Annotated in this window: 20 protein-coding genes; 9 read left to right on the forward strand and 11 right to left on the reverse strand. The window is 73.6% G+C overall.

All coding sequences use genetic code 11. The features are described 5' to 3' along the window. Positions 1–32 precede the first annotated feature (32 nt). Positions 33–773: a bifunctional DNA primase/polymerase gene (locus ACF073_RS14445; RefSeq protein ID WP_392069718.1), complete on the forward strand. Its 741-nt coding sequence runs from the start codon at positions 33–35 to the stop codon at positions 771–773. Positions 774–791: 18 nt separating this feature from the next. On the opposite strand, the gene ACF073_RS14450 is transcribed toward ACF073_RS14445, so the two are convergent. The 5 genes from ACF073_RS14450 to ACF073_RS14470 all read right to left on the reverse strand — a co-directional run bounded on the left by ACF073_RS14450 (position 792) and on the right by ACF073_RS14470 (position 5,859). Then, on the reverse strand, positions 792–1,784 hold the full coding sequence (locus ACF073_RS14450) for a hypothetical protein (protein WP_392069719.1): 993 nt from the start codon (positions 1,782–1,784) through the stop codon (positions 792–794). Further along, entirely contained in the window at positions 1,744–2,616 is an 873-nt protein-coding gene (gene efeU / locus ACF073_RS14455) for an iron uptake transporter permease EfeU (protein ID WP_392069720.1), read from the reverse strand. The genes ACF073_RS14450 and efeU overlap by 41 nt, the downstream gene beginning before the upstream one ends. Before the next feature lie 3 nt (positions 2,617–2,619). Then, positions 2,620–3,876: an iron uptake transporter deferrochelatase/peroxidase subunit gene (gene efeB, locus ACF073_RS14460; protein ID WP_392069722.1), complete on the reverse strand. Its 1,257-nt coding sequence runs from the start codon at positions 3,874–3,876 to the stop codon at positions 2,620–2,622. Positions 3,877–3,898: 22 nt separating this feature from the next. Further along, entirely contained in the window at positions 3,899–5,035 is a 1,137-nt protein-coding gene (gene efeO / locus ACF073_RS14465; protein WP_392069724.1) for an iron uptake system protein EfeO, read from the reverse strand. 164 nt (positions 5,036–5,199) lie between these two features. Then, positions 5,200–5,859, reverse strand: coding sequence for an ATP-binding cassette domain-containing protein (locus tag ACF073_RS14470; protein WP_392069726.1), 660 nt, complete (start codon positions 5,857–5,859; stop codon positions 5,200–5,202). 7 nt (positions 5,860–5,866) lie between these two features. On the opposite strand from ACF073_RS14470, the gene ACF073_RS14475 reads away from it, so the two are divergent. Further along, positions 5,867–6,565, forward strand: a complete 699-nt coding sequence (locus ACF073_RS14475) for a PhzF family phenazine biosynthesis protein (RefSeq protein ID WP_392069729.1) — start codon at positions 5,867–5,869, stop codon at positions 6,563–6,565. Between the two features lie 9 nt (positions 6,566–6,574). Continuing rightward, positions 6,575–7,120: a GNAT family N-acetyltransferase gene (locus ACF073_RS14480; RefSeq protein WP_392069731.1), complete on the forward strand. Its 546-nt coding sequence runs from the start codon at positions 6,575–6,577 to the stop codon at positions 7,118–7,120. Positions 7,121–7,171: 51 nt separating this feature from the next. On the opposite strand, the gene ACF073_RS14485 is transcribed toward ACF073_RS14480, so the two are convergent. Beyond that, the gene (locus tag ACF073_RS14485; RefSeq protein WP_392069733.1) at positions 7,172–7,819 is read right to left on the reverse strand and encodes a heme oxygenase (biliverdin-producing); all 648 of its coding nucleotides are present in this window, start codon (positions 7,817–7,819) and stop codon (positions 7,172–7,174) included. A gap of 145 nt (positions 7,820–7,964) precedes the next feature. Then, positions 7,965–8,822: a type I methionyl aminopeptidase gene (gene map / locus ACF073_RS14490; protein ID WP_392069735.1), complete on the reverse strand. Its 858-nt coding sequence runs from the start codon at positions 8,820–8,822 to the stop codon at positions 7,965–7,967. 58 nt (positions 8,823–8,880) lie between these two features. Between map and ACF073_RS14495 the strand changes: the two genes are divergently transcribed. Further along, positions 8,881–9,117, forward strand: a complete 237-nt coding sequence (locus ACF073_RS14495; RefSeq protein WP_392069737.1) for a hypothetical protein — start codon at positions 8,881–8,883, stop codon at positions 9,115–9,117. 86 nt (positions 9,118–9,203) lie between these two features. On the opposite strand, the gene ACF073_RS14500 is transcribed toward ACF073_RS14495, so the two are convergent. Then, positions 9,204–9,803 carry a hypothetical protein gene (locus ACF073_RS14500; RefSeq protein WP_392069739.1) on the reverse strand — a complete coding sequence of 200 codons (600 nt, stop codon included), beginning with the start codon at positions 9,801–9,803 and terminating at the stop codon, positions 9,204–9,206. A 115-nt stretch (positions 9,804–9,918) separates the two neighbouring features. Between ACF073_RS14500 and ACF073_RS14505 the strand changes: the two genes are divergently transcribed. The 3 genes from ACF073_RS14505 (at position 9,919) to ACF073_RS14515 (ending at position 12,006) form a co-directional block, all read left to right on the forward strand. Then, positions 9,919–10,992: an exo-alpha-sialidase gene (locus ACF073_RS14505; RefSeq protein ID WP_392069740.1), complete on the forward strand. Its 1,074-nt coding sequence runs from the start codon at positions 9,919–9,921 to the stop codon at positions 10,990–10,992. A 37-nt stretch (positions 10,993–11,029) separates the two neighbouring features. After that, the gene (npdG, locus tag ACF073_RS14510; protein WP_392069742.1) at positions 11,030–11,734 is read left to right on the forward strand and encodes an NADPH-dependent F420 reductase; all 705 of its coding nucleotides are present in this window, start codon (positions 11,030–11,032) and stop codon (positions 11,732–11,734) included. Between the two features lie 80 nt (positions 11,735–11,814). Then, positions 11,815–12,006: a hypothetical protein gene (locus ACF073_RS14515; RefSeq protein ID WP_392069743.1), complete on the forward strand. Its 192-nt coding sequence runs from the start codon at positions 11,815–11,817 to the stop codon at positions 12,004–12,006. Here the strand turns inward: ACF073_RS14515 and ACF073_RS14520 are convergent. Further along, positions 11,996–12,796: a site-2 protease family protein gene (locus tag ACF073_RS14520; protein ID WP_392069746.1), complete on the reverse strand. Its 801-nt coding sequence runs from the start codon at positions 12,794–12,796 to the stop codon at positions 11,996–11,998. The two genes, ACF073_RS14515 and ACF073_RS14520, sit on opposite strands and share 11 nt — an antisense overlap. A 107-nt stretch (positions 12,797–12,903) precedes the next feature. On the opposite strand from ACF073_RS14520, the gene ACF073_RS14525 reads away from it, so the two are divergent. Together ACF073_RS14525 and ACF073_RS14530 are read left to right on the forward strand one after the other, a co-directional pair. Continuing rightward, entirely contained in the window at positions 12,904–13,482 is a 579-nt protein-coding gene (locus ACF073_RS14525) for a DUF6578 domain-containing protein (protein WP_392069748.1), read from the forward strand. Positions 13,483–13,496: 14 nt separating this feature from the next. Beyond that, complete coding sequence (locus ACF073_RS14530) at positions 13,497–16,769, forward strand: BTAD domain-containing putative transcriptional regulator (protein WP_392069749.1); 3,273 nt, start codon at positions 13,497–13,499, stop codon at positions 16,767–16,769. A 39-nt stretch (positions 16,770–16,808) separates the two neighbouring features. On the opposite strand, the gene ACF073_RS14535 is transcribed toward ACF073_RS14530, so the two are convergent. Together ACF073_RS14535 and ACF073_RS14540 are read right to left on the reverse strand one after the other, a co-directional pair. Next, positions 16,809–17,630, reverse strand: a complete 822-nt coding sequence (locus ACF073_RS14535) for an ABC transporter permease (protein ID WP_392069751.1) — start codon at positions 17,628–17,630, stop codon at positions 16,809–16,811. After that, positions 17,627–18,652: an ATP-binding cassette domain-containing protein gene (locus ACF073_RS14540; protein WP_392069753.1), complete on the reverse strand. Its 1,026-nt coding sequence runs from the start codon at positions 18,650–18,652 to the stop codon at positions 17,627–17,629. Before ACF073_RS14540 ends, ACF073_RS14535 begins: the two co-directional genes overlap by 4 nt. Between the last annotated feature and the right edge of the window lie 195 nt (positions 18,653–18,847).

Below are 18,847 nucleotides of genomic sequence, written 5' to 3' on the forward strand. Positions count from 1 at the left end.
CCAGCGAGGCGACCACCAGACTGAGGCGATAGATGAGCGGCACGTTCGGCGACCGGCCCGGCCGGCAGGGCAGGCTCTCCCAGTGGCTGCGCGGACGCCGGCCGAAGGAGACCTCCGCCGACGACGCCGGCCGTGAGGCGCTGCTGCTCGCCGCCGCCGGAGCGGGCCTGCCGCTCGCTCCCGCCGCGCACCCCGTCGCCGGCTACCGCTGCTCCTGCGACCGCATAGGCTGTCCCATCCCCGCCCGGCACCCGGTGTCCTTCGCCTGGCAGACGCAGTCCACCACCGACCGCGCCCAGATCGAGCGCTGGGCCCGGCACCAGCCGCAGGCGAACTTCATCACCGCCACCGGCATGGTGCACGACGTCCTGGACGTGCCCCTCGCGGCCGGCCGCGAGGCCCTGGACCGGCTGCTCGACACCGGCGTCGAGGTGGGCCCGGTCGCCGAGAGCGACGAAGGGCGCCTGCTGTTCTTCACCCTCACCCGCGGCACCCCCGAGGACGAGGACGAGTGGTGGCCCTGCGAGCTGGACTGCCGCCCCGAGACCATGGACGAGCATCCGGGCCTGCGCTGGCACTGCCGGGGCTCCTACGTCCTCGTACCGCCCGCCCGGCTGCCCGGCGACGACGACCGGCGGATGCGCTGGGTGCGCGGCCCCGAGCACCAGCTGCCCGACCCGCTGACCCTGCTGGAGGCGCTCACCGACGCCTGCGCCCGCCACGCGGACGGCGAGTCCGGCCCCCAGCATCCGGCCTGGCCCCTGCGGCGCTGACCGCCCGCGCCGACCGGCCTACTCGCCCTGGGCGGACGTCAGGCCCTGGACCCGGCCCAGCAGGCGCACCGGGCCGCTGCCCGGCGGGTCCAGGGCGGCCTCGTTGGCGATCGACTCCAGCGTCAGGGACTGCTTCACCTCGCCCTTGGTCAGGGCCCGCACGTCCCTGTTCGGGATCGGCACGGTGGCGCCGGTGTAGGCGGTCTGCTTCTCGTAGTGGTGCGTGGTGAAGAACACCAGCGCCCCGCCGTCCGCCGTGCGCAGGGCCAGCGGCGCGTAGTCGCCGTGGGTGAGCGGCTCGTCGATGAACTGCCGGACCAGACCGGGCTTCTTGGCCTCCTTCACACGGCCGGCGCGCAGCTTGCTGGTGTCCCGGCCGTCGGCGAAGGTCTCCCCGCCGTTCTTCAGGTACGCCGCGTACGCCTTGCTCAACGCGTCCGGGCGGACGGCCAGCCGGGCGGAGTCGGCGGGCACGGCCTCGGCCCAGCCGTCCTCGTCCGTCCTGAACTCGGGCACCGCCCCGGGCGCCATGAGCGTCAGATAGGCCACCTGCCACCGCTCGCCGAGGCTGCCCCGGGTGAACACCATCACCCAGCGGTAGTCGCCGCCCTTGTCGCCCTTGGCGTCGGCGACGAACCAGCGGGGCCAGCCCGCCTTCGCGGGGATGGCGAACTTCGCGTCCGTCAGCTTCAGCGGGGTGTGGTTCGCGTTCCCGGACGGGCTGTTGACGTGCCCGGCCTTCAGCCGGGCGGAGTCGATGTCGGCGAGGGGACCGGTGACGTAGGGCGCGTCCACGGAGCTGTCGTACGCCTTGTCGGCCTCGTTGTAGGCGTCCGTGAACGCGGTGAGCGCCCTGGCGGCCTCGGCACGGGTGGCGGCCGGGAGCACCGCGCGTTCCCCGTGCACCACCACGCAGCCGCTCGCCGTCAGCGACAAAGCCGTCAGCACGGCCGCTATGAGGGTGTTCCGGTCAGGCCTGCGAAGCCGTCGACGGCTGCGTTCCCTGGTCATCGGGCTCCTTCACCTTCCCCTTTCCGGAGGCGAACCCTACCGGGGAGAGGAACAGCGCGAGCACCGGGACCAGATACAGCGCCCACACCGTGATCTGGACGACCGTCGGATCAGGCTGGAAGTTGAACACGCCCTTCAGCAGGGTGCCGTACCAGCTGTCCGGCGGGATGGTGCCGCTGATGTCGAACGCGAGGTTCGTCAGGCCCGGGATCCAGTCGGCCTCCTGGAGGTCGTGGAAGCCGTACGCCAGGACGCCCGCCGCGACCACGACCAGCATCCCGCCGGTCCAGGTGAAGAACTTGGCCAGGTTGATCTTCAGGGCGCCGCGGTAGAACAGCCAGCCCAGCAGGACCGCGGTGGCCAGGCCCAGCGCCACGCCGACCAGCGGGCGCGGGGTGCCGTCGGAGGCCGCGTGCACCGACGCCCACACGAACAGGGCGGTCTCCAGGCCCTCCCGGCCGACGGCCAGGAACGCGGTGGCGACCAGCGCGCCGGTGCCCAGGGCGAGGGCCGCGTCCAGCTTGCCGTGCAGCTCCGCCTTCAGGTGCCGGGCGGTGCGCCGCATCCAGAACACCATCCAGGTGACCAGGCCCACGGCGACGATCGACAGGGAGCCGCCGAGCGCCTCCTGCGCCTGGAACGTCATCTCCTGGGAGCCGAACTCCAGGGCGCAGCCGAAGCCCATCGCGATGGCGATGGCGATGCCGACGCCCATCCAGATCGGCCGCAGGGCCTCCCTGCGGCCGGTCTTGACCAGGTAGGCGATGAGGATGCAGACGACGAGCGACGCCTCGAGCCCCTCGCGCAGGCCGATCAGGTAGTTGGAGAACACGGGCTACGCCTCCTTCGAGAACAGCGTGCGGCCCCACCAGTCGCCGGAGTCCCGGACGCCGGGGGGTACCGCGAAGACCGCCGAACCCACGTGCTGGATGTACTCGTTGAGCGCGTCCTGCGCCGACAGCCTGCGCTGGAGCGGGATGAACCCCTTGCGCACGTCCCGCTGGTAGGCGAGGAAGAACAGGCCCGCGTCGAGGCGGCCGAGGCCGTCGGTGCCGTCGGTGAAGGAGTAGCCGCGGCGCAGGATGGTCGCCCCGCCGTTGGAGTCCGGATGCGCGAGCCGCACGTGCGCGTCCGGCTTCATCGCCTTCAGGAACGGCGCGTCGTGCTCCTTGGCCCTGCCGACCGGGGCGCCCTCGCGCTTGTCCCGGCCGAACACGTCCTCCTGCTCCTGCAGCGAGGTGCGGTCCCAGGTCTCGATGTTCATCCGGATGCGGCGGGCGACCAGGTACGACCCGCCGGTCATCCAGGCCGACCCGGCGTCGCCGTCCCCGTCGCCCACCCACACGAACTTCTTCAGCCGCTCGGTCTCGGTGCCCGCGATGTTGCGGGTGCCGTCCTTGAAGCCCATGAGGTTGCGCGGGGTCTGCGCGTCCGGAGTGGTGGAGGAGGTCTTGCCGAAGCCGAGCTGGGACCAGCGGATGGCGACCTTGCCGAAGCCGATGCGGGCCAGGTTGCGGATGGCGTGCACGGCGACCTGCGGGTCGTCGGCGCAGGCCTGGACGCACAGGTCGCCGCCGGTGCGGGTCCGGTCCAGGTTGTCGCCGGGGAACTGCGGCAGGTCGGCCAGGGCGTCGGGGCGCCGGTCCGCCAGGCCGAACTTCTCGAAGAAGGAGGGCCCGAAGCCGAGGGTGAGGGTCAGCCGGGAGGGCTGGAGGCCGAGGGCCTCGCCGGTGTCGTCCGGCGGCGCCTCGGCGAGCCCGCCGTAGGCGCCGTCGCCGACGGCCCGGCCGGCGGTCAGCCGCCGGGCCGCCGCCGTCCAGTCCTTCAGCAGCTGGACGAACTCCTCGCGGTCGTCGGTCTTCACGTCGAACGCGGCGAAGTGCAGCCGGTCCTGGACCGGCGTGGCTATGCCCGCCTGGTGGGCGCCGTGGAACGCGACCGCGCCGCCCGTCTCGGCCGCCGGGTCCAGGTCGCCGCCCGCCTCGGCCATCGCGACCGCGCCGCCGGCCACGGCGGCGCCGAGCGCGAGCCCGGCCCCGCCCCAGCCGAGCAGGGCCCGGCGCGAGGTGCCGCCGCTGTGGTTCTCGGTCATCGCTGTGCCCTCTCTGCCGTCGTTACTTCACGACCGCCGCGGCCAGCTTGGACAGCGGCTCGGCGAGGGCGTTCACCGCGTCCGACAGCTCCTTGCGCTGCTCCTTGGTGACCTTGTCGTAGGAGACGAAGTCGTAGGAGGTCTTGTCCGGGCGGTACTTGTCCAGCACGCGGTCCAGCGCGGCGAACTGCTTGTCCAGCTCGCCGGTGAGCGCGGCGTCGTTCTTCGCGGCGACCGGCTTGAGCAGCTCGTACGCCTTCTGCGCGCCCTCGACGTTGCCCTTGAAGTCGACCAGGTCGGTGTGCGAGTAGCGGTCCTCCTCGCCGGTGACCTTGCCGGTGGCGACCTCGTCGAGCAGCTCCTTGGCGCCGTTGGCCATGGAGGTCGGGGTGATCTCGGCCTTGCCGACCCGCTTCTGCCAGTCCTTCAGGTCGGTCACCAGCTGGCCGGCGAGGGCCTTCTCCTCGGCGCCGGTCTTCTTGTCCTGCCAGAGGGCCTTCTCGAGACGGTGCCAGCCCGTCCACTTCTGGCCCTTCTCCAGGCCGTCGGCGCGGGTGTCGGTCTTGGGGTCGATGTCGCCGAACGACTCGGCGATCGGCTCGGTGCGCTCCCAGCCGAGGCGCGAGGGGGAGTACGCCTTCTTGGCGGCGTCGAGGTCGCCGGCCTCGATGGCCTTCGCGAAGGTCTCGGCGAGCGGCACGGTGGCGTCGGCCTGGTCCTGGGCGTACTCGCGGTAGTCGGCGACCGCCTTGTCCAGCTTCGGGTCGCGCTTCGCGGTGGCGCCGCCGCCGGTCACGGTCAGCTTCTGCCGCACACCGCGGCCCTTCATGCCGGGCCGGCAGGCGATCTCGTACGACCCGGCCTTCACCTCGGCGGTGAGCGTGTACTTGGTGCCGGGGCCGATGTTCTCCTTCTCGGAGACGATCCGGTCGTCCGGGAAGAGGATCTCGACCTCGGTCGCCCGGGAGCCCTTGTTCTCGATCTTGAGCGTGACGTGCCCGGCGGGCACCGACTTCGCGGAGGTGTCGCACGTCGAGTCGGCGGCCGTGACCTGGATGGCGTCGCCGTCCTTGGCATCGCTCTTCGAGGTGCAGGCCGCCATGGCGGTCAGAGCCGCCGCGGTGGCGGCGGCGGTGACGGTGAGTCGGACGGCTCGCATGCGGGCTCCAAGCGGGGATGCGGTCTGGTGAGGCTGCCCTAACTTACATGAGGCTTACCTCACCCGTACCCCCCCGGTCCGTGATTCAGCTCTCACGCGGAGGCCCCGGACACGGCTTGATCGCAGTGGCTCAAAGTCGATTCCACGGCACGGCAAAGAGGCGGTCAAAGCGCTCGGTCCGGGCCCACGACGACCGCGCCGGTACGGGGGTGCGCGCACACCTCCACCGGGTGCTCGTACACCCGGGAGAGCAGCCCCTCGGTGAACACGCGGTCCGGCGGGCCGTCCGCCGCGACCCGGCCGGCCCGCAGGACGGCCGCCCGGTCCGCGTACGCCTCCAGCGCGGCGGTCGGTTCGTCGAGCAGCGGCGGGGGCGCGCGCTGGGCGAGCACCCGGGCGAGGGCGGCCCGGGCCCGCTCGCCGCCGCTGAGCGCCGGGAACGGCCGTGCGGCGAGGCCGGCCACCTCGGTCGACGCCAGCGCCTCGGCCACCGCGAGGTCGTCCTCGGCGGGCGGTGCCGTGTGCGGCGCGCGGCCCATCCGGACCACCTCCGCCACCGTGAAGGGGAAGGCGAGGCCAGGGACGAGCGGGAGTGGCGCCGGGACGCCGCGGCGGTGACCGAGGGTCACCGGCGGCACGAGGAACGGCTCGCGGCGCACTCCGGCGCCGCACGAGGGAGCGCCGCACGAGGGAGCGCCGCACGGGAGAAGGGCTACGGCGACGTCCTGGCCGGCCTGCCCCACGAGCCGTCGGCCGTCCGCACCTGGCCGCTGCCCGGCGGCGGTCCCGCCTGGGACGCGCTGGCCCGCGCGGCGATGTTTCAATTTTCGAGTGACTGACTACGACGTACTCCGCGTCTTCTGCGGACCCGACGGCGGCCACGGCAACGAGCTGGGTGTCGTGCGCGACGGTTCGGTGCTGCCCGAGCGCAGCGACCGGCAGGCGCTGGCGGCCGAACTGGGCTTCAGCGAGACCGTGTTCGTGGACGACCCCGAGCGCGGCGTGATCGACATCTACACGCCCGCCCTGCGCCTGCCCTTCGCCGGCCACCCCTGCGTCGGCACGGCCTGGCTGCTCGACGTGCCCGAACTGGTCACCCCCGCCGGGGTCGTCGGGACCCGGCTGGACGGCGAGTTCAACTGGATCGAGGCCCGCGCGGAGTGGGTGCCGCCGCGCACCCTGCGCCGGTACCCGAGCGCCGCCGAGGTGGACGCGCTCGACGTGCCGCCGGCGGGGGAGTGGATCTACGCCTGGGCCTGGGAGGACGAGGCGGCCGGCCGCGTCCGGGCCCGCGCCTTCCCCGGCCGCGGCGACGGCATCGAGGAGGACGAGGCCACGGGCGCGGCGGCACTGCTGCTCACCGACCGGCTCGGCCGGGCCCTCAACATCACGCAGGGCCGCGGCTCCCAGATCCTCACCGCGCCCCAGCCGCACGGGTGGGTGGAGGTCGGCGGCCGGGTCGTCCTGGAGCGCCAGACCCCGGGAGTGACCGGTCGGCGCGTCTTGATCGCCGCCGAGCCCGCTGATTGAGTGGCGGGCATGACCGCACTCGGACCCGTCGCCTGGCCCCCGCCCCCGATCAGGACCGAGCGGCTCGTCCTCCGGGAGCCCGAGGCCCGTGACCGGGCCGCGTTCATCGAGCTGCTGGCGTCGCCGGAGGTGCACACCTACCTCGGCGGCCCCCGCCCGCGCGACGAGCTGGAGCGCGAGATGCCCGGGGCGCCCGAGCGGCGGACCGGGAGTTTCGTCGTCGAGCTCGACGGGTCGATGATCGGCCTGGTCCTGCTCAGGAGAGCGACGGAGCACCGCCGCCCGGCCGCCGCGGGGAAGGCCGATCTCGGCTACCTGTTCCTGCCGCGGGCGTGGGGATCCGGATACGCCGGCGAGGCGTGCGCGGCGGCGCTCGACTGGTTCGACGGCGCCCTTCCCGGCGAGCCGGTGGTGCTCACCACCCAGACCGCCAACGTCCGCTCGATGCGCCTCGCGGCGAAGCTCGGGTTCACCGAGATCGAGCGGTTCCACGCCTGGGACGCCGAACAGTGGCTCGGCCAGCGCCCCCCGGCCACGCCCGCTGCACGGCGGTGAGCGCGGGACACCTGCGCCGGCCGGGCCCTCGCGGGGCGAGGCCCCGGAGTGTCACGCGCTCAGGGGGAACTCCTCGCCCAGGGCCCGGAAGACGTCCGTGTTCAGGGCGAACGCCCGCTTGCACTCGGTGACGACCCGCTGCTTCTCCAGGTCGTCCACGCCGATGGCGTCCAGCAGTTCCCGGTAGTCCCGCTTGAACGCGGCCGGGTTGGTGATCTCCTCGAAGACGTAGAAGCGGACGCCGTCGCCCTTCCTCGTGAAGCCCCAGGTCTTCTCCGCCTTGTCGCGGATGATCTGGCCGCCGGAGAGGTCGCCGAGATACCGGGTGTAGTGGTGGGCGACATAGCCGCCGGGCCAGCGCTCGGCGCAGTCGCGGACCCGGTCCGCGTACGCCCGGGTCGCGGGCAGGGCGGTGAGGTCCGCCCGCCAGCCGGGGCCCCGCAGATGCGCGAGGTCGCGCTCCAGCGCGGGCAGCCGGAACAGCTCGGGCCGGATGAACGGCCCGGCCACCGGATCCGAGGCGAGCCGCTCGGCCGTGCTCTCCAGGGCCGCGTAGACGAACCACAGTTGCTCGGTGTAGCGCGCGTAGGCCGTCACGCCGAGCCGGCCGCCGAGCAGATCGCTCATGAACGTCGAGGTCTCCGCCTCCACGTGCTGCTCGTGCGACGCGGTGCGGATGAGGGACGAGAAGGAGTCCATGAGCACATCCTCTAAGGTAAGGCTTACCTAAGTCAACGCCTTTGTCGACCCCGTGTCGGTAACTTTGCCGACAGTGTGTCGGTAAAAGCGTACAAGAGAAAGCCCGCCCCCGTCAGAGGGCGGGCTCGGCGGCTGCGCGGGGCGGTCAGGGCAGGGTCAGGATCTCCGCGCCGCTGTCCGTCACCACCAGCGTGTGCTCGAACTGCGCGGTCCGCCTGCGGTCCTTCGTCACGACCGTCCAGCCGTCGTCCCACATGTCGTACTCGTGGGTGCCCAGCGTCAGCATCGGCTCGATCGTGAAGGTCATGCCCGGCTGCATGACGGTCGTCGCGTGCGGGCTGTCGTAGTGCGGGATGATCAGCCCGGAGTGGAACGACGTGTTGATGCCGTGACCGGTGAAGTCCCGCACGACGCCGTAGCCGAAGCGCTTGGCGTACGACTCGATGACCCGGCCGATGATGTTGATCTGCCGGCCGGGCTTCACGGCCTTGATCGCGCGGTTCAGCGACTCCCGGGTGCGCTCCACCAGCAGCCGCGACTCCTCGTCCACCTCGCCGACCAGGTAGGTCGCGTTGTTGTCGCCGTGCACCCCGCCGATGTACGCCGTCACGTCCAGGTTGACGATGTCGCCGTCCCTGAGGACCGTCGAGTCCGGGATGCCGTGGCAGATGACCTCGTTGACCGACGTGCACAGCGACTTCGGGAAGCCCCGGTAGCCGAGCGTGGACGGGTAGGCGCCGTGGTCGCACATGTAGTCGTGGGCGATCTTGTCCAGCTGGTCCGTGGTGACCCCGGGCGCGATGGCCTTCGCGGCCTCCGCCATCGCCCGCGCGGCGATCCGGCCGGCGATCCGCATCGCCTCGACGGTCTCGGGGGTCTGCACCTCCGGCCCGGTGTACGGCGCCGGCGCGGGCTTTCCGACGTACGCGGGGCGGCGGATGTTTCCGGGGACCGAACGGGTGGGGGACAGCTCCCCTGGTACGAGCAGCGACTGGCCAGACATGCCAGCGAGTCTAACCAGCGGACATGGGGGAACATGTCGGTGGCGAGAGGAGCTGTCCATGGCCTTGTTCAAGAAGCACACCGCCGGCAAGCCGGGCGAGTGGTACTACTGCCTGGAGCACAAGAAGGTCGAGGAGGGCCCGGACTGTCCGGGCAAGGACCGCTTCGGACCGTACGCCTCACCGCAGGAGGCCCAGCGGGCGATGGAGACCGCGGCCGAACGCAATCTGGAGTGGGAGAACGACCCGCGCTGGCACGACGCCGGAGCCGCCGGCCAGAAGACCGAGGACGACTGACCGCGCCCCCGCCCACCCGGCCCGCCTCCCGGCGTGTCGCCGCGCCTCCGCCGCGGCGGCGGGAGGCGCGGCGACACGCCGGGCGGTCACCACGGGGCCGGCGGCGGGGCCGTCACGATCTCCGCCAGCCGGGACAGCCGGTCCCGGAATCCCCGCCGGCCCCGCGGCGGGACCCCCTCGTTCTCCCCGGCCGCCGCGCTGACCAGGTGCTGCACGGTGTCCAGGTCCAGCTCGGCCCCCTCGGGCACGGCCAGCGCGTCATGCGCCATCGCGGCCAGCTCGCCGCCGCCCGCGCCCAGCGCCAGCACCGTCACCCCGGCCCGCCGGGCGTCGGACACCCGCTCCAGCAGCGGCGCGGGCTCCTCGGGCGCCACGACCAGCAGGGTCTCACCGCGCCGCGCCGCCGCGAGCCGGCCGGGCCCGACCGCCAGGTGCGCGGGATCGCACGGCCGCGCCCGCTGCCGCACCAGCGTCGGCGCCAGCTCCGGCGTGCCCGACCAGGCCGCCTCGTCCACCAGATGCGCGGCCAGATGCCAGGGCTCGTACTCCGGCGTGCCCATCAGCAGCAGCCCGCCCCCGTGCCCCACCACCGAGCCGCGCAGCACCCCCGCGAACCTCCGGGTGGCGCCCAGCCACTCGGTCCCGGCCAGCACTTCCCGCAGCAACGCGACCCGTACGGCGTCCATGTGACCGCATCCTGCCGCAACCGGCGACTTGTGACGCGGAGTTCACCCTGAATTCGCCCGACCCGGGCATGAACGCGTGCCACTTCACACCCGCAGCCGCCCCGAGGAGCCCCCCATGAGCGATGTGACCGTCCCCTTCCGCGCGGGCCAGGAGGGATACGCCAGCTTCCGCATCCCGGCCGTCGTCGCCTCGCGGACCGGCACGCTGCTCGCCTTCTGCGAGGGCCGGGTCGAATCCGCCGCCGACCACGGGCACATCGACATCGTGCAGAAGCGGTCCACGGACGGCGGGCGCACCTGGGGCCCGCTCCAGGTGGCCGCGAGCAACGGCACCGGCCTCGCCGGCAACCCCGCCCCCGTCGTCCTCGACACCGGCCGGATCCTGCTGGTGCACGTCCGCGCCGCCGCCACCGCCACCGAGGCCGCCATCCTGCGCGGCCAGGTGAGCGACGCCGACGGGCGGCGGACATGGGTGCAGCACAGCGACGACGACGGCGTGACCTGGTCCCCGCCCAGGGAGATCACCCAGCAGGTGAAGAAGGCCGGCTGGCGCTGGTACGCCACCACCCCCGGCCACGCCCTCCAGCTGACCTCCGGCCGCGTCCTCGTCCCCGCCAACCACACCGTGCCGCCCACCGGCACCGACACCGGCGCCGAGGCCAAGTACAACAGCGGGCACTGCCTGCTCAGCGACGACCACGGCGAGACCTGGTACCTCGGCTACCTGGACGAGAACACCGACGGCTACGTCAACGTCAACGAGACCACCGCCGCCGAACTCCCCGACGGCCGCGTCTACCTCAACACCCGCAACGACTCGCCGTCCCCCGGCAACCGCGCCGACGCCCACTCGGCGGACGGCGGCAAGACGCTCGTCAAGCCCTTCCGGCCGCAGGCGGGGCTCGCCGCACCGGTCTGCGAGGCCGCCGTGCTCCAGCTCCGCGACCCCGACGTGCTCCTCTTCTCCGGTCCGGCCGACCCCGCCGTCCGCGCCCTGATGACGATCCGCGCCTCCCACGACGGCGGCACCACCTGGCGCCCGGTGTTCACCGTCGACGGGCTGCCCGCCGCCTACTCCGACCTGGTCCGCGTCGACCCGCACACGGTCGGACTGCTCTACGAGACGGGCGACTTCGGCACCTACGAGACGATCACCTTCCGCCGGGTGTCCGTACACCGGCTGACCTGAGCCGGTGGCGCCCCGGCGGCGGACGTAGAGTCGGGCCATGACCTCTACCGACAGCGCACAGAAGGCCCCCGCCAAGGACCCGTGGGACCTGCCCGACGTCTCCGGCCATGTCGTCGGCGTGCTCGGCGGCACCGGACCGCAGGGCAAGGGCCTCGCCTACCGGCTCGCCCGGGCCGGCCAGAAGGTGATCATCGGCTCCCGCGCCGCCGAGCGCGCGCGGGCCGCCGCCGACGAACTCGGCCACGGCATCGAGGGCGCCGACAACGCCGAGACCGCGCGCCGCAGCGACATCGTGATCGTCGCCGTGCCGTGGGACGGCCACGGCGACACCCTGAAGGCGCTGCGCGAGGAACTGGCCGGCAAGCTCGTCGTGGACTGCGTCAACCCGCTCGGCTTCGACAAGAAGGGCGCCTACGCCCTCAAGCCGGAGGAGGGCAGCGCCGCCGAGCAGGCCGCCGCCCTGCTGCCGGACTCCCGGGTCACCGCCGCCTTCCACCATCTGTCGGCCGTCCTGCTCCAGGACCCGGAGATCGAGCAGATCGACACCGATGTGATGGTGCTCGGCGAGGAGCGCGCCGACGTGGAGACCGTGCAGGCGCTGGCCGGGCGCATCCCCGGCATGCGCGGGGTCTTCGCGGGCCGGCTGCGCAACGCCCACCAGGTCGAGTCGCTGGTCGCGAACCTGATCTCCGTCAACCGCCGGTACAAGGCGCACGCCGGGCTCCGCGTCACCGACGTGTGAGCCACGGGCGGGCGCCGGCAGGCGATGGGGGACACTGTTCGCCGTAGCAGTGTCCCCCCCCCCGCAAGGAGCCGCCCCCCATGCCCCGCATCGCCCTCTACACGCTCGTCGTCTGCGTCCTCGCCGTGGCCGCCGCCGTCGTCTCCTTCGTCCAGGGCAGCTGGCTGGGGATCGTCTGGGTGCTGCTGGCCGGCCTGTCCTCCAACATGACCTGGTACTACGTCAAGCGCGGCAGGAGCGCCGCCGCGCGCGACGGCTCCGTCACGAGCTGAGCGAGCAGATCTCCGGGGTGTCCTGCCAGAAGCGGTAGCTCGTCTCGCCGCAGTACCGGGAGAAGTCGTCGACGCCCAGCGCGCGCATGATCGAGTCGATCACGTCGAAGAACGCGCTGTTGACCGACGGCAGCCACAGCAGCGCGAACACGAAGAGCAGCCCGAACGGAGCGAACGGCTCCACCTGGCGCTTGACGCCGTACGACAGCCAGGGCTCGATCACGCCGTAGCCGTCCAGGCCCGGCACCGGCACGAAGTTCAGGATCGCCGCCGTCACCTGGAGCAGCGCGAGGAACGCCAGCGCGTACCGGAAGTCGGCGGGCACGCCGTCCAGGGCGTCAAGCCAGAAGGGGGCCGTGCACACCACGGCGAACAGCACGTTCGTCAGCGGGCCGGCCGCCGAGATCAGGCTGTGCCGCCAGCGCCCGCGGATCCGGTTGCGCTCGATGAAGACGGCGCCGCCCGGCAGGCCGATCCCGCCCATGATCACGAACAGCACGGGCAGCACGATGCTCAGCAGCGCGTGGGTGTACTTCAGCGGGTTCAGCGTGAGGTAGCCCTTCGCGCCGACCGTGATGTCCCCGCCGTGCAGGGCGGTGCGCGCGTGCGCGTACTCGTGCAGGCACAGGGAGACGATCCAGGCCGCGGTCACGAACAGGAACACCGCGATGCCGGGCCGCGCGGCGAACCCGGTCCAGGTGGCCCAGCCGGTCACCGCCGTCACGGCCAGGATGCCGACGAAGACGGGGCTGACCCGTCGCTCGCCGTGGCGGGTGGTGGCGGTGGTCATGGGCGGACTCCTGTGCGGACGGGACGGCAGGGACTGCGACCGTACCGGCCGCCGGCGTGTGGGGAAAACGTCTCGCGGTGGCCGTCCGGTTCCTGGAAGGTGAAGGGATGACACGGACGAGGGTGTTCTACGCGGACTGGCAGATGGAGTGCTGCGGCACACCGTTCGCCGTCGGGGACGAGGTCCGCTGGCCGCTCGTCGCCGCGGACCGGGAGGACCCGGCGGGCGAGCACTACGGCGCCGGGGCCCTGGTGGAGCACCACGGCGGCCCCGGCCACGAAACCGCCGGGCGGGTCCGCGGCATCGACCTCGTGCACCAGGAGTACCTGGCCCACCACGACCCCCTCGCCGACGAACCTCCCGCCCCCCTGCCCGGCACGGGGGTGGTCCTTCGCGCCACCGGGCGCCGCCTGGCGCCGGTCCCCGGCGGCCACGGTCTGCGATCCGTCGACGCCTGCCCGAAGTGGTTCGACGCCCACGACCACGAGGAGCCGCCGCCCCGGCGGGTCCCGTACCGGGTCCGCCGGGCCGTCGGCGTCCTCGTCACCCTCGATGTCCTCGACGCCGCGGACGAGGGCGCCGCGGACGATGACGGCGCGGACGACGGCGCCGCGGACAGCACGGACCTCCCCGCTGTGCCGGACGCCCCGGACGGCACACCGCCGAGGCCCCGTCACCCCCGCTGACCGCTCCGGGGACAATGGACCCCGTGCGCTATCGGCTGCTCGGCACCACCCAGGCAATCCGCCCCGACGGCACGGCCGTCCCGGTCGGCGGGGCACGGCTGCGTGCCCTGCTGAGCGTGCTCGCCCTCCGGGCCGGCCGGACCATGCCCGTGGGCGTGCTCGTGGACGAGGTGTGGGGCGCCGACCCGCCCGCCGACGCCGCGGGCGCGCTCCAGGCGCTCGTCGGCCGGCTCCGGCGGGCCCTCGGCCCCGAGGCCGTCGCCTCCGCCGACGGCGGCTACCGGCTCGCCGCCGGCCCCGAGGACATCGACCTCGTCCGCTTCGACCGGCTGACCGGCGACGGCCTGCGCGCCCTCGCCGACGGCGACCCGGCCAAGGCCGCCGCCGTCCTCGACGACGCCCTCGCCCTGTGGGGCGGGCCCGCCCTCGCCGACCTGCCCGACCGCACCGGCGAGGCGGCCCGCTGGGAGACCCGCCGCCTCGACGCCCAGCGCGGCCGGCACACCGCCGCCCTCGCCCTCGGCCAGGCCGAGCGGGCGCTGCCCGAGCTGACCGCTCTGTGCGACAGCCACCCGCTGGACGAGCCGCTCCAGGCGCTGCGGCTGCGCGCCCTGCGCGACACCGGCCGCCCGGCCCAGGCGCTCGCCGCCTACGAGGACGTACGACGCCTGCTCACGGACCGGCTCGGCTCCGACCCCGGGCCCGAGCTGCGCGCCCTGCACGCCGAGCTGCTGCGCGAGGAGCCGGCCGTCCCGCCCCCCGCCGCCCGGCCGGACCCGCCCGCCGCCCGGCAGGGGAACCTGCCCGCCCGGCTCACCTCCTTCGTCGGCCGGGAGAGCGACATCCGGGCCATCGGCGCCGATCTCGCCAGCGCCCGCCTGGTCACCCTGCTCGGGCCCGGCGGCGCCGGCAAGACCCGGCTCTCCCAGGAGGCCGCCGAGGCGGTACGGCACACCCTCCAGGACGGGGCGTGGCTCGCCGAGCTGGCCCCCGTGGACGACCCGGACGCCGTACCGCAGGCCGTGCTCACCGCGATCGGCGCCCGCGAGACCGTGCTGCACGGCGCCGGCGTCGAGAGCATGCGCGCGGTCGCCGACCGGCACGACGACCCCCTGGAACGGCTCGTGGAGCACTGCTCCCGGCGCCGGATGCTGATCATCCTCGACAACTGCGAGCACGTCGTGGACGCCGCCGCCCGGCTCACCGAGAGCCTCCTGGCCCGCTGCCCGGAGCTGACCGTCCTCGCCACCAGCCGCGAACCCCTCGGCGTCCCGGGCGAGCTGGTGCGGCCCGTGGAGCCGCTGCCCGAGCCGGTCGCGCTGCGGCTGCTCGCCGACCGGGGCGCGGCGGCCCGCCCGGACTTCAGGATCGGGGACGACCCCGAGGCGTGCGCCGAGATATGCAGCCGGCTCGACGGGCTCCCGCTCGCGATCGAGCTGGCCGCGGCCCGGCTGCGCATGCTGACGCCCCGTCAGATAGCCGACCGCCTCGACGACCGCTTCCGGCTGCTCACCTCCGGCAGCCGGACCGTGCTGCCCCGCCAGCAGACCCTCAGAGCCGTCGTGGACTGGTCCTGGGACCTGCTGGACGCCGGCGAACGGGAGGTCCTGGCCCGGCTGTCGGTCTTCGCCGGCGGCTGCGACCTGGCCGCCGCCGAGGCCGTGTGCGGCCCCGCCGCGCTGGACGCCCTCGGCTCCCTGGTCGACAAGTCCCTGGTGGTGGCCGCCCCCGCCGCCGGCGGCGCGATGCGCTACCGGCTCCTGGAGACCGTCGCCGAGTACGCCGCCGAGCGCCTCGCCGAGACCGGGGGCCGCGCCGAGGCCCAGCGCGCCCACCTCACCTACTACCGCGAACTCGCCCGCACCACCGACCCGCTGCTGCGCGGCCCCGACCAGCGCGCCGCCATCGACCGCTTCCAGCTGGAGTACGAGAACCTGCGCACCGCCCTGCGGCACGCCGTCGCCCTGCGCGACGAGCAGGAGGCACTGTGCCTGGTGCTGTCCCTCCAGTGGTTCTGGCGGATGCGCAACCAGGAGACCGAGGTCCGCCTGTGGTGCCAGGAGGCGATCGCGCTCGGCCCCGACCCGTTCGCCGAGCCGGTCCGCCGGGCCCGGCCGGTGTGGCAGCCCCCGCACGCCGCCCCGCCGCCGTACGCGGGCGAGGTGCTGCTGGAGGCGCGGCGCGGTGTCCACCTCAGTCACATGGCCGTCATGGACACCGACCTGGAGCTGTGGCAGACCCCGGAGGCCAAGGCGAGGCTGCGTGTCGTGACGCAGGTGTACGAGCCCGGCCTGCCCCAGGTCTGCCGCGCCCCGGGGATGCTGTGGTTCTTCGCCGAGATGCTGACCGGCGGCGTGGACCGGCTGCTGCCCATCAGCGAGGCCGCCGTACAGACCTGCCGGGACACGCCGGGCTACGAGTGGGAGCTGGCCGGCGCCCTCCAGATGCGCGCCAACCTGCTCGCCAACCGCACCGCCTGGGCCGGTGACGCGGCCCGGGACGCCGACGAGGCGCTGGAGATCTACCGCCGGATCGGCGACGAGTGGGGGGCGGCGGAGGCGCTGTCCGCGCGGGGCGAGGCCCACGAACGCAAGGGCGCCTACCAGGAGGCCGCCGCCGACTACCGCGCCGCCATCGAGTACGCCGCCCGCCTGGGCGCCCGGGCCCAGGTGTCCGTCCTGCGCTCGCGCCTGGGCAGCGTGCTGATGGAGGCGGGCGACATCGAGCGCGGCGAGCGGATGCTGCGCGAGGTCATCGCCGAACAGCAGGGCACGCACAGCGAGGCGATGCCCGCCGCGCGGCTCTTCCTGTCCTCCTGGCTCGCCCTCACCGGCCGCACCGGCGAGGCCCGCGAGCAGCTCCGGCTGCTGCGCGAGGAGTTCCGGATCGCGCACTTCGTCGTCTTCGACGCCCTGCTCGCGGCCCAGGAGGCCTTCGTCGACGCGCTGGACGGGCGGGTCGAGGAGGCGCTGACCCGCTCGCGCAGGGCGCTGGAGCTCGCCGTCGATCCGCTGGCCCGCGCGATCATCCCGCACCTGGACTCCATCTGCCTCACCGTGGCGGCGATGGCCCTGGCCCGGCTCGACGGCCGCGCCGCCGACGCCGCCCGCTGCCTGGCCGCCGCGCAGGCCGTGCTGCCGCCCGGACATGTGTCCTCCGGCGTGGAGCACCGGATGTCCGACCTGACCGAGGCCCGGATCCGCGAGCGCCTGGACGGCCCCGGCTACACGGCCGCGTACGCCGAGGGCGGTGGCCTCTCCCTCGCGGAGGCCACCGCCCTGATCTGACCGGCGCGGTGCGTCAGCTGATCCGACCGGCGCGGTGCGTCAGCTCTTCGTGCGGAACTTGTGGACGGCGACCGGGGCCATGATCGCGGTGAGCCCCGCCGACCAGATCAGCGTCACCCACAGGGGGCGGGCCACGGCGCCGCCCTCCATCAGTCCGCGCGCGCAGTCGGCCAGCGCGGAGAGCGGGTTGTAGTCGGTGAACGACTGGAGCCAGCCCGGCATGGACGCGGTCGGCGCGAAGATCGACGAGCCGAACTGCAGCGGCATCAGCACCAGGAAGCCCATGGCCTGCACCGACTGGGGGCTCTTCATCACCACGCCGAGGGTCAGGAACACCCACATCAGGGCCGAGCCGAACACCGCGGACAGGCCCACGGCGGCCAGCAGACCGCTCCAGCTGTGCACGTCGTAGCCGACGAGGAGGGCGACCACCAGCAGCACCACGGTCGCGAACAGCATCCGCATCAGCTCCACCGCGATCTTCGCGAAGAGGACGGAGCCGCGCCCGATGGGCAGCGAGCGGAAGCGGTCCATGACCCCGGAGTTGAAGTCCGTGTTGAAGCCGGTGCCCACGCCCTGGGCCATGTTCATGCCCATCATGGCGAGCAGCCCGGGGATCACGTACTGGACGTACTGGTCCTGGCCGCCGCCCAGCGACTGCCCGATGGAGCCGCCGAAGACGTACACGAAGAGCAGGGTGAAGACGACCGGGAACAGGATCGCGTCGAACATCGACTCCGGGTCCTGCCGGATCCACAGCAGGTTGCGGCGGACCAGCGCGCCGGTGTGCCGCAGATGGGCCCGGAGCGGGATCGGCGCGTCGGCCTTCACGGCGGCCGGGGACAGGGTGGCGGAGCTCATACGGCGACCTCGACGCGGGAGTCGGCGGGCGCGGCGTCCTGCGGGGCACTGGCACGGTGGCCGGTGAGCGACAGGAACACCTCGTCCAGGCTGGGCAGTTCGGTGGTGATGGAGGAGATCGTGATGCCGCGGGCGGTGACGGCGCCGACCACGGCGGTCAGCTGCTCGTCGCTCAGGATCGGCACCAGCAGGGTTCCGGTCCCGGTGTCCACGGTGGTGGCCGCGAGCCCGGTGATGCCCAGCTCGTCCAGCATCGTGGCGAGCGGGCGCAGCTCCAGCGGGTCGAGCGGGCGCACCCGGAGCGTGCGCCCGCCGACGCGGGCCTTCAGCTCCTCGATGCCGCCCTTGGCGATGACCTTGCCCCGGTCCACCACGGTCAGCTCGGAGGCGAGCTGTTCGGCCTCCTCCATGTACTGGGTGGTGAGGAGCACGGTGACGCCGTCGCCGACCATCGCCTTGACCTCGTCCCACACCTCGTTGCGGGTGCGCGGGTCGAGTCCGGTCGTCGGCTCGTCCAGGTAGAGCACGGCGGGCCGGCCGATCATCGAGGCGGCGAGGTCGAGGCGGCGGCGCATGCCGCCGGAGTACGTGCTCGCCGGGCGCCGGGCGGCCTCCGTCAGGGAGAACCGTTCCAGCAGCTCGTCGGCGCGGGCACGGGCGTCCTTGCGGGGCAGGTCGAGCAGCCGGCCGATCAGGTACAGGTTCTCCCAGCCCGGGAGCTTCTCGTCCACGGAGGCGTACTGGCCGGTGAGCCCGATCACCCGGCGCAGCTGCCGGGGCTGGCGCACCACGTCGTAGCCGGCCACGAGGGCCTGCCCGGCGTCCGGGGTGATCAGGGTGGACAGGATCCGTACGAGGGTGGTCTTGCCGGCGCCGTTCGGTCCGAGCACACCCATCACGGTGCCCTCGCGGACGTCCAGGTCGACGCCGTCCAGCGCCTTGGTCTCGCCGTAGTGCTTGACCAGACCCCGTACGGACACGGCGGAGCGGCCGCCGGCGGGGTTGTCGTCGATGCGTGTCATGGGGAAGACGGTGCCAGGGCGCACCGACAAACGACCGACAGGCGGCCGACACGCGACCGACATCCCGGCCCGCCCCGGTGACCCCGGTGACGGCGGGGACCGCGGGGACCGCGGGCACCGGGGATCCCGGGATCCCGGAGAAACACGGCAGCCCGCCGACGGGGGACGATCGGCGGGCTGCCCTGGTGTTGCCGC

This window comes from Streptomyces sp. NPDC015171, from assembly GCF_043079545.1.
Taxonomy (GTDB): domain Bacteria; phylum Actinomycetota; class Actinomycetes; order Streptomycetales; family Streptomycetaceae; genus Streptomyces.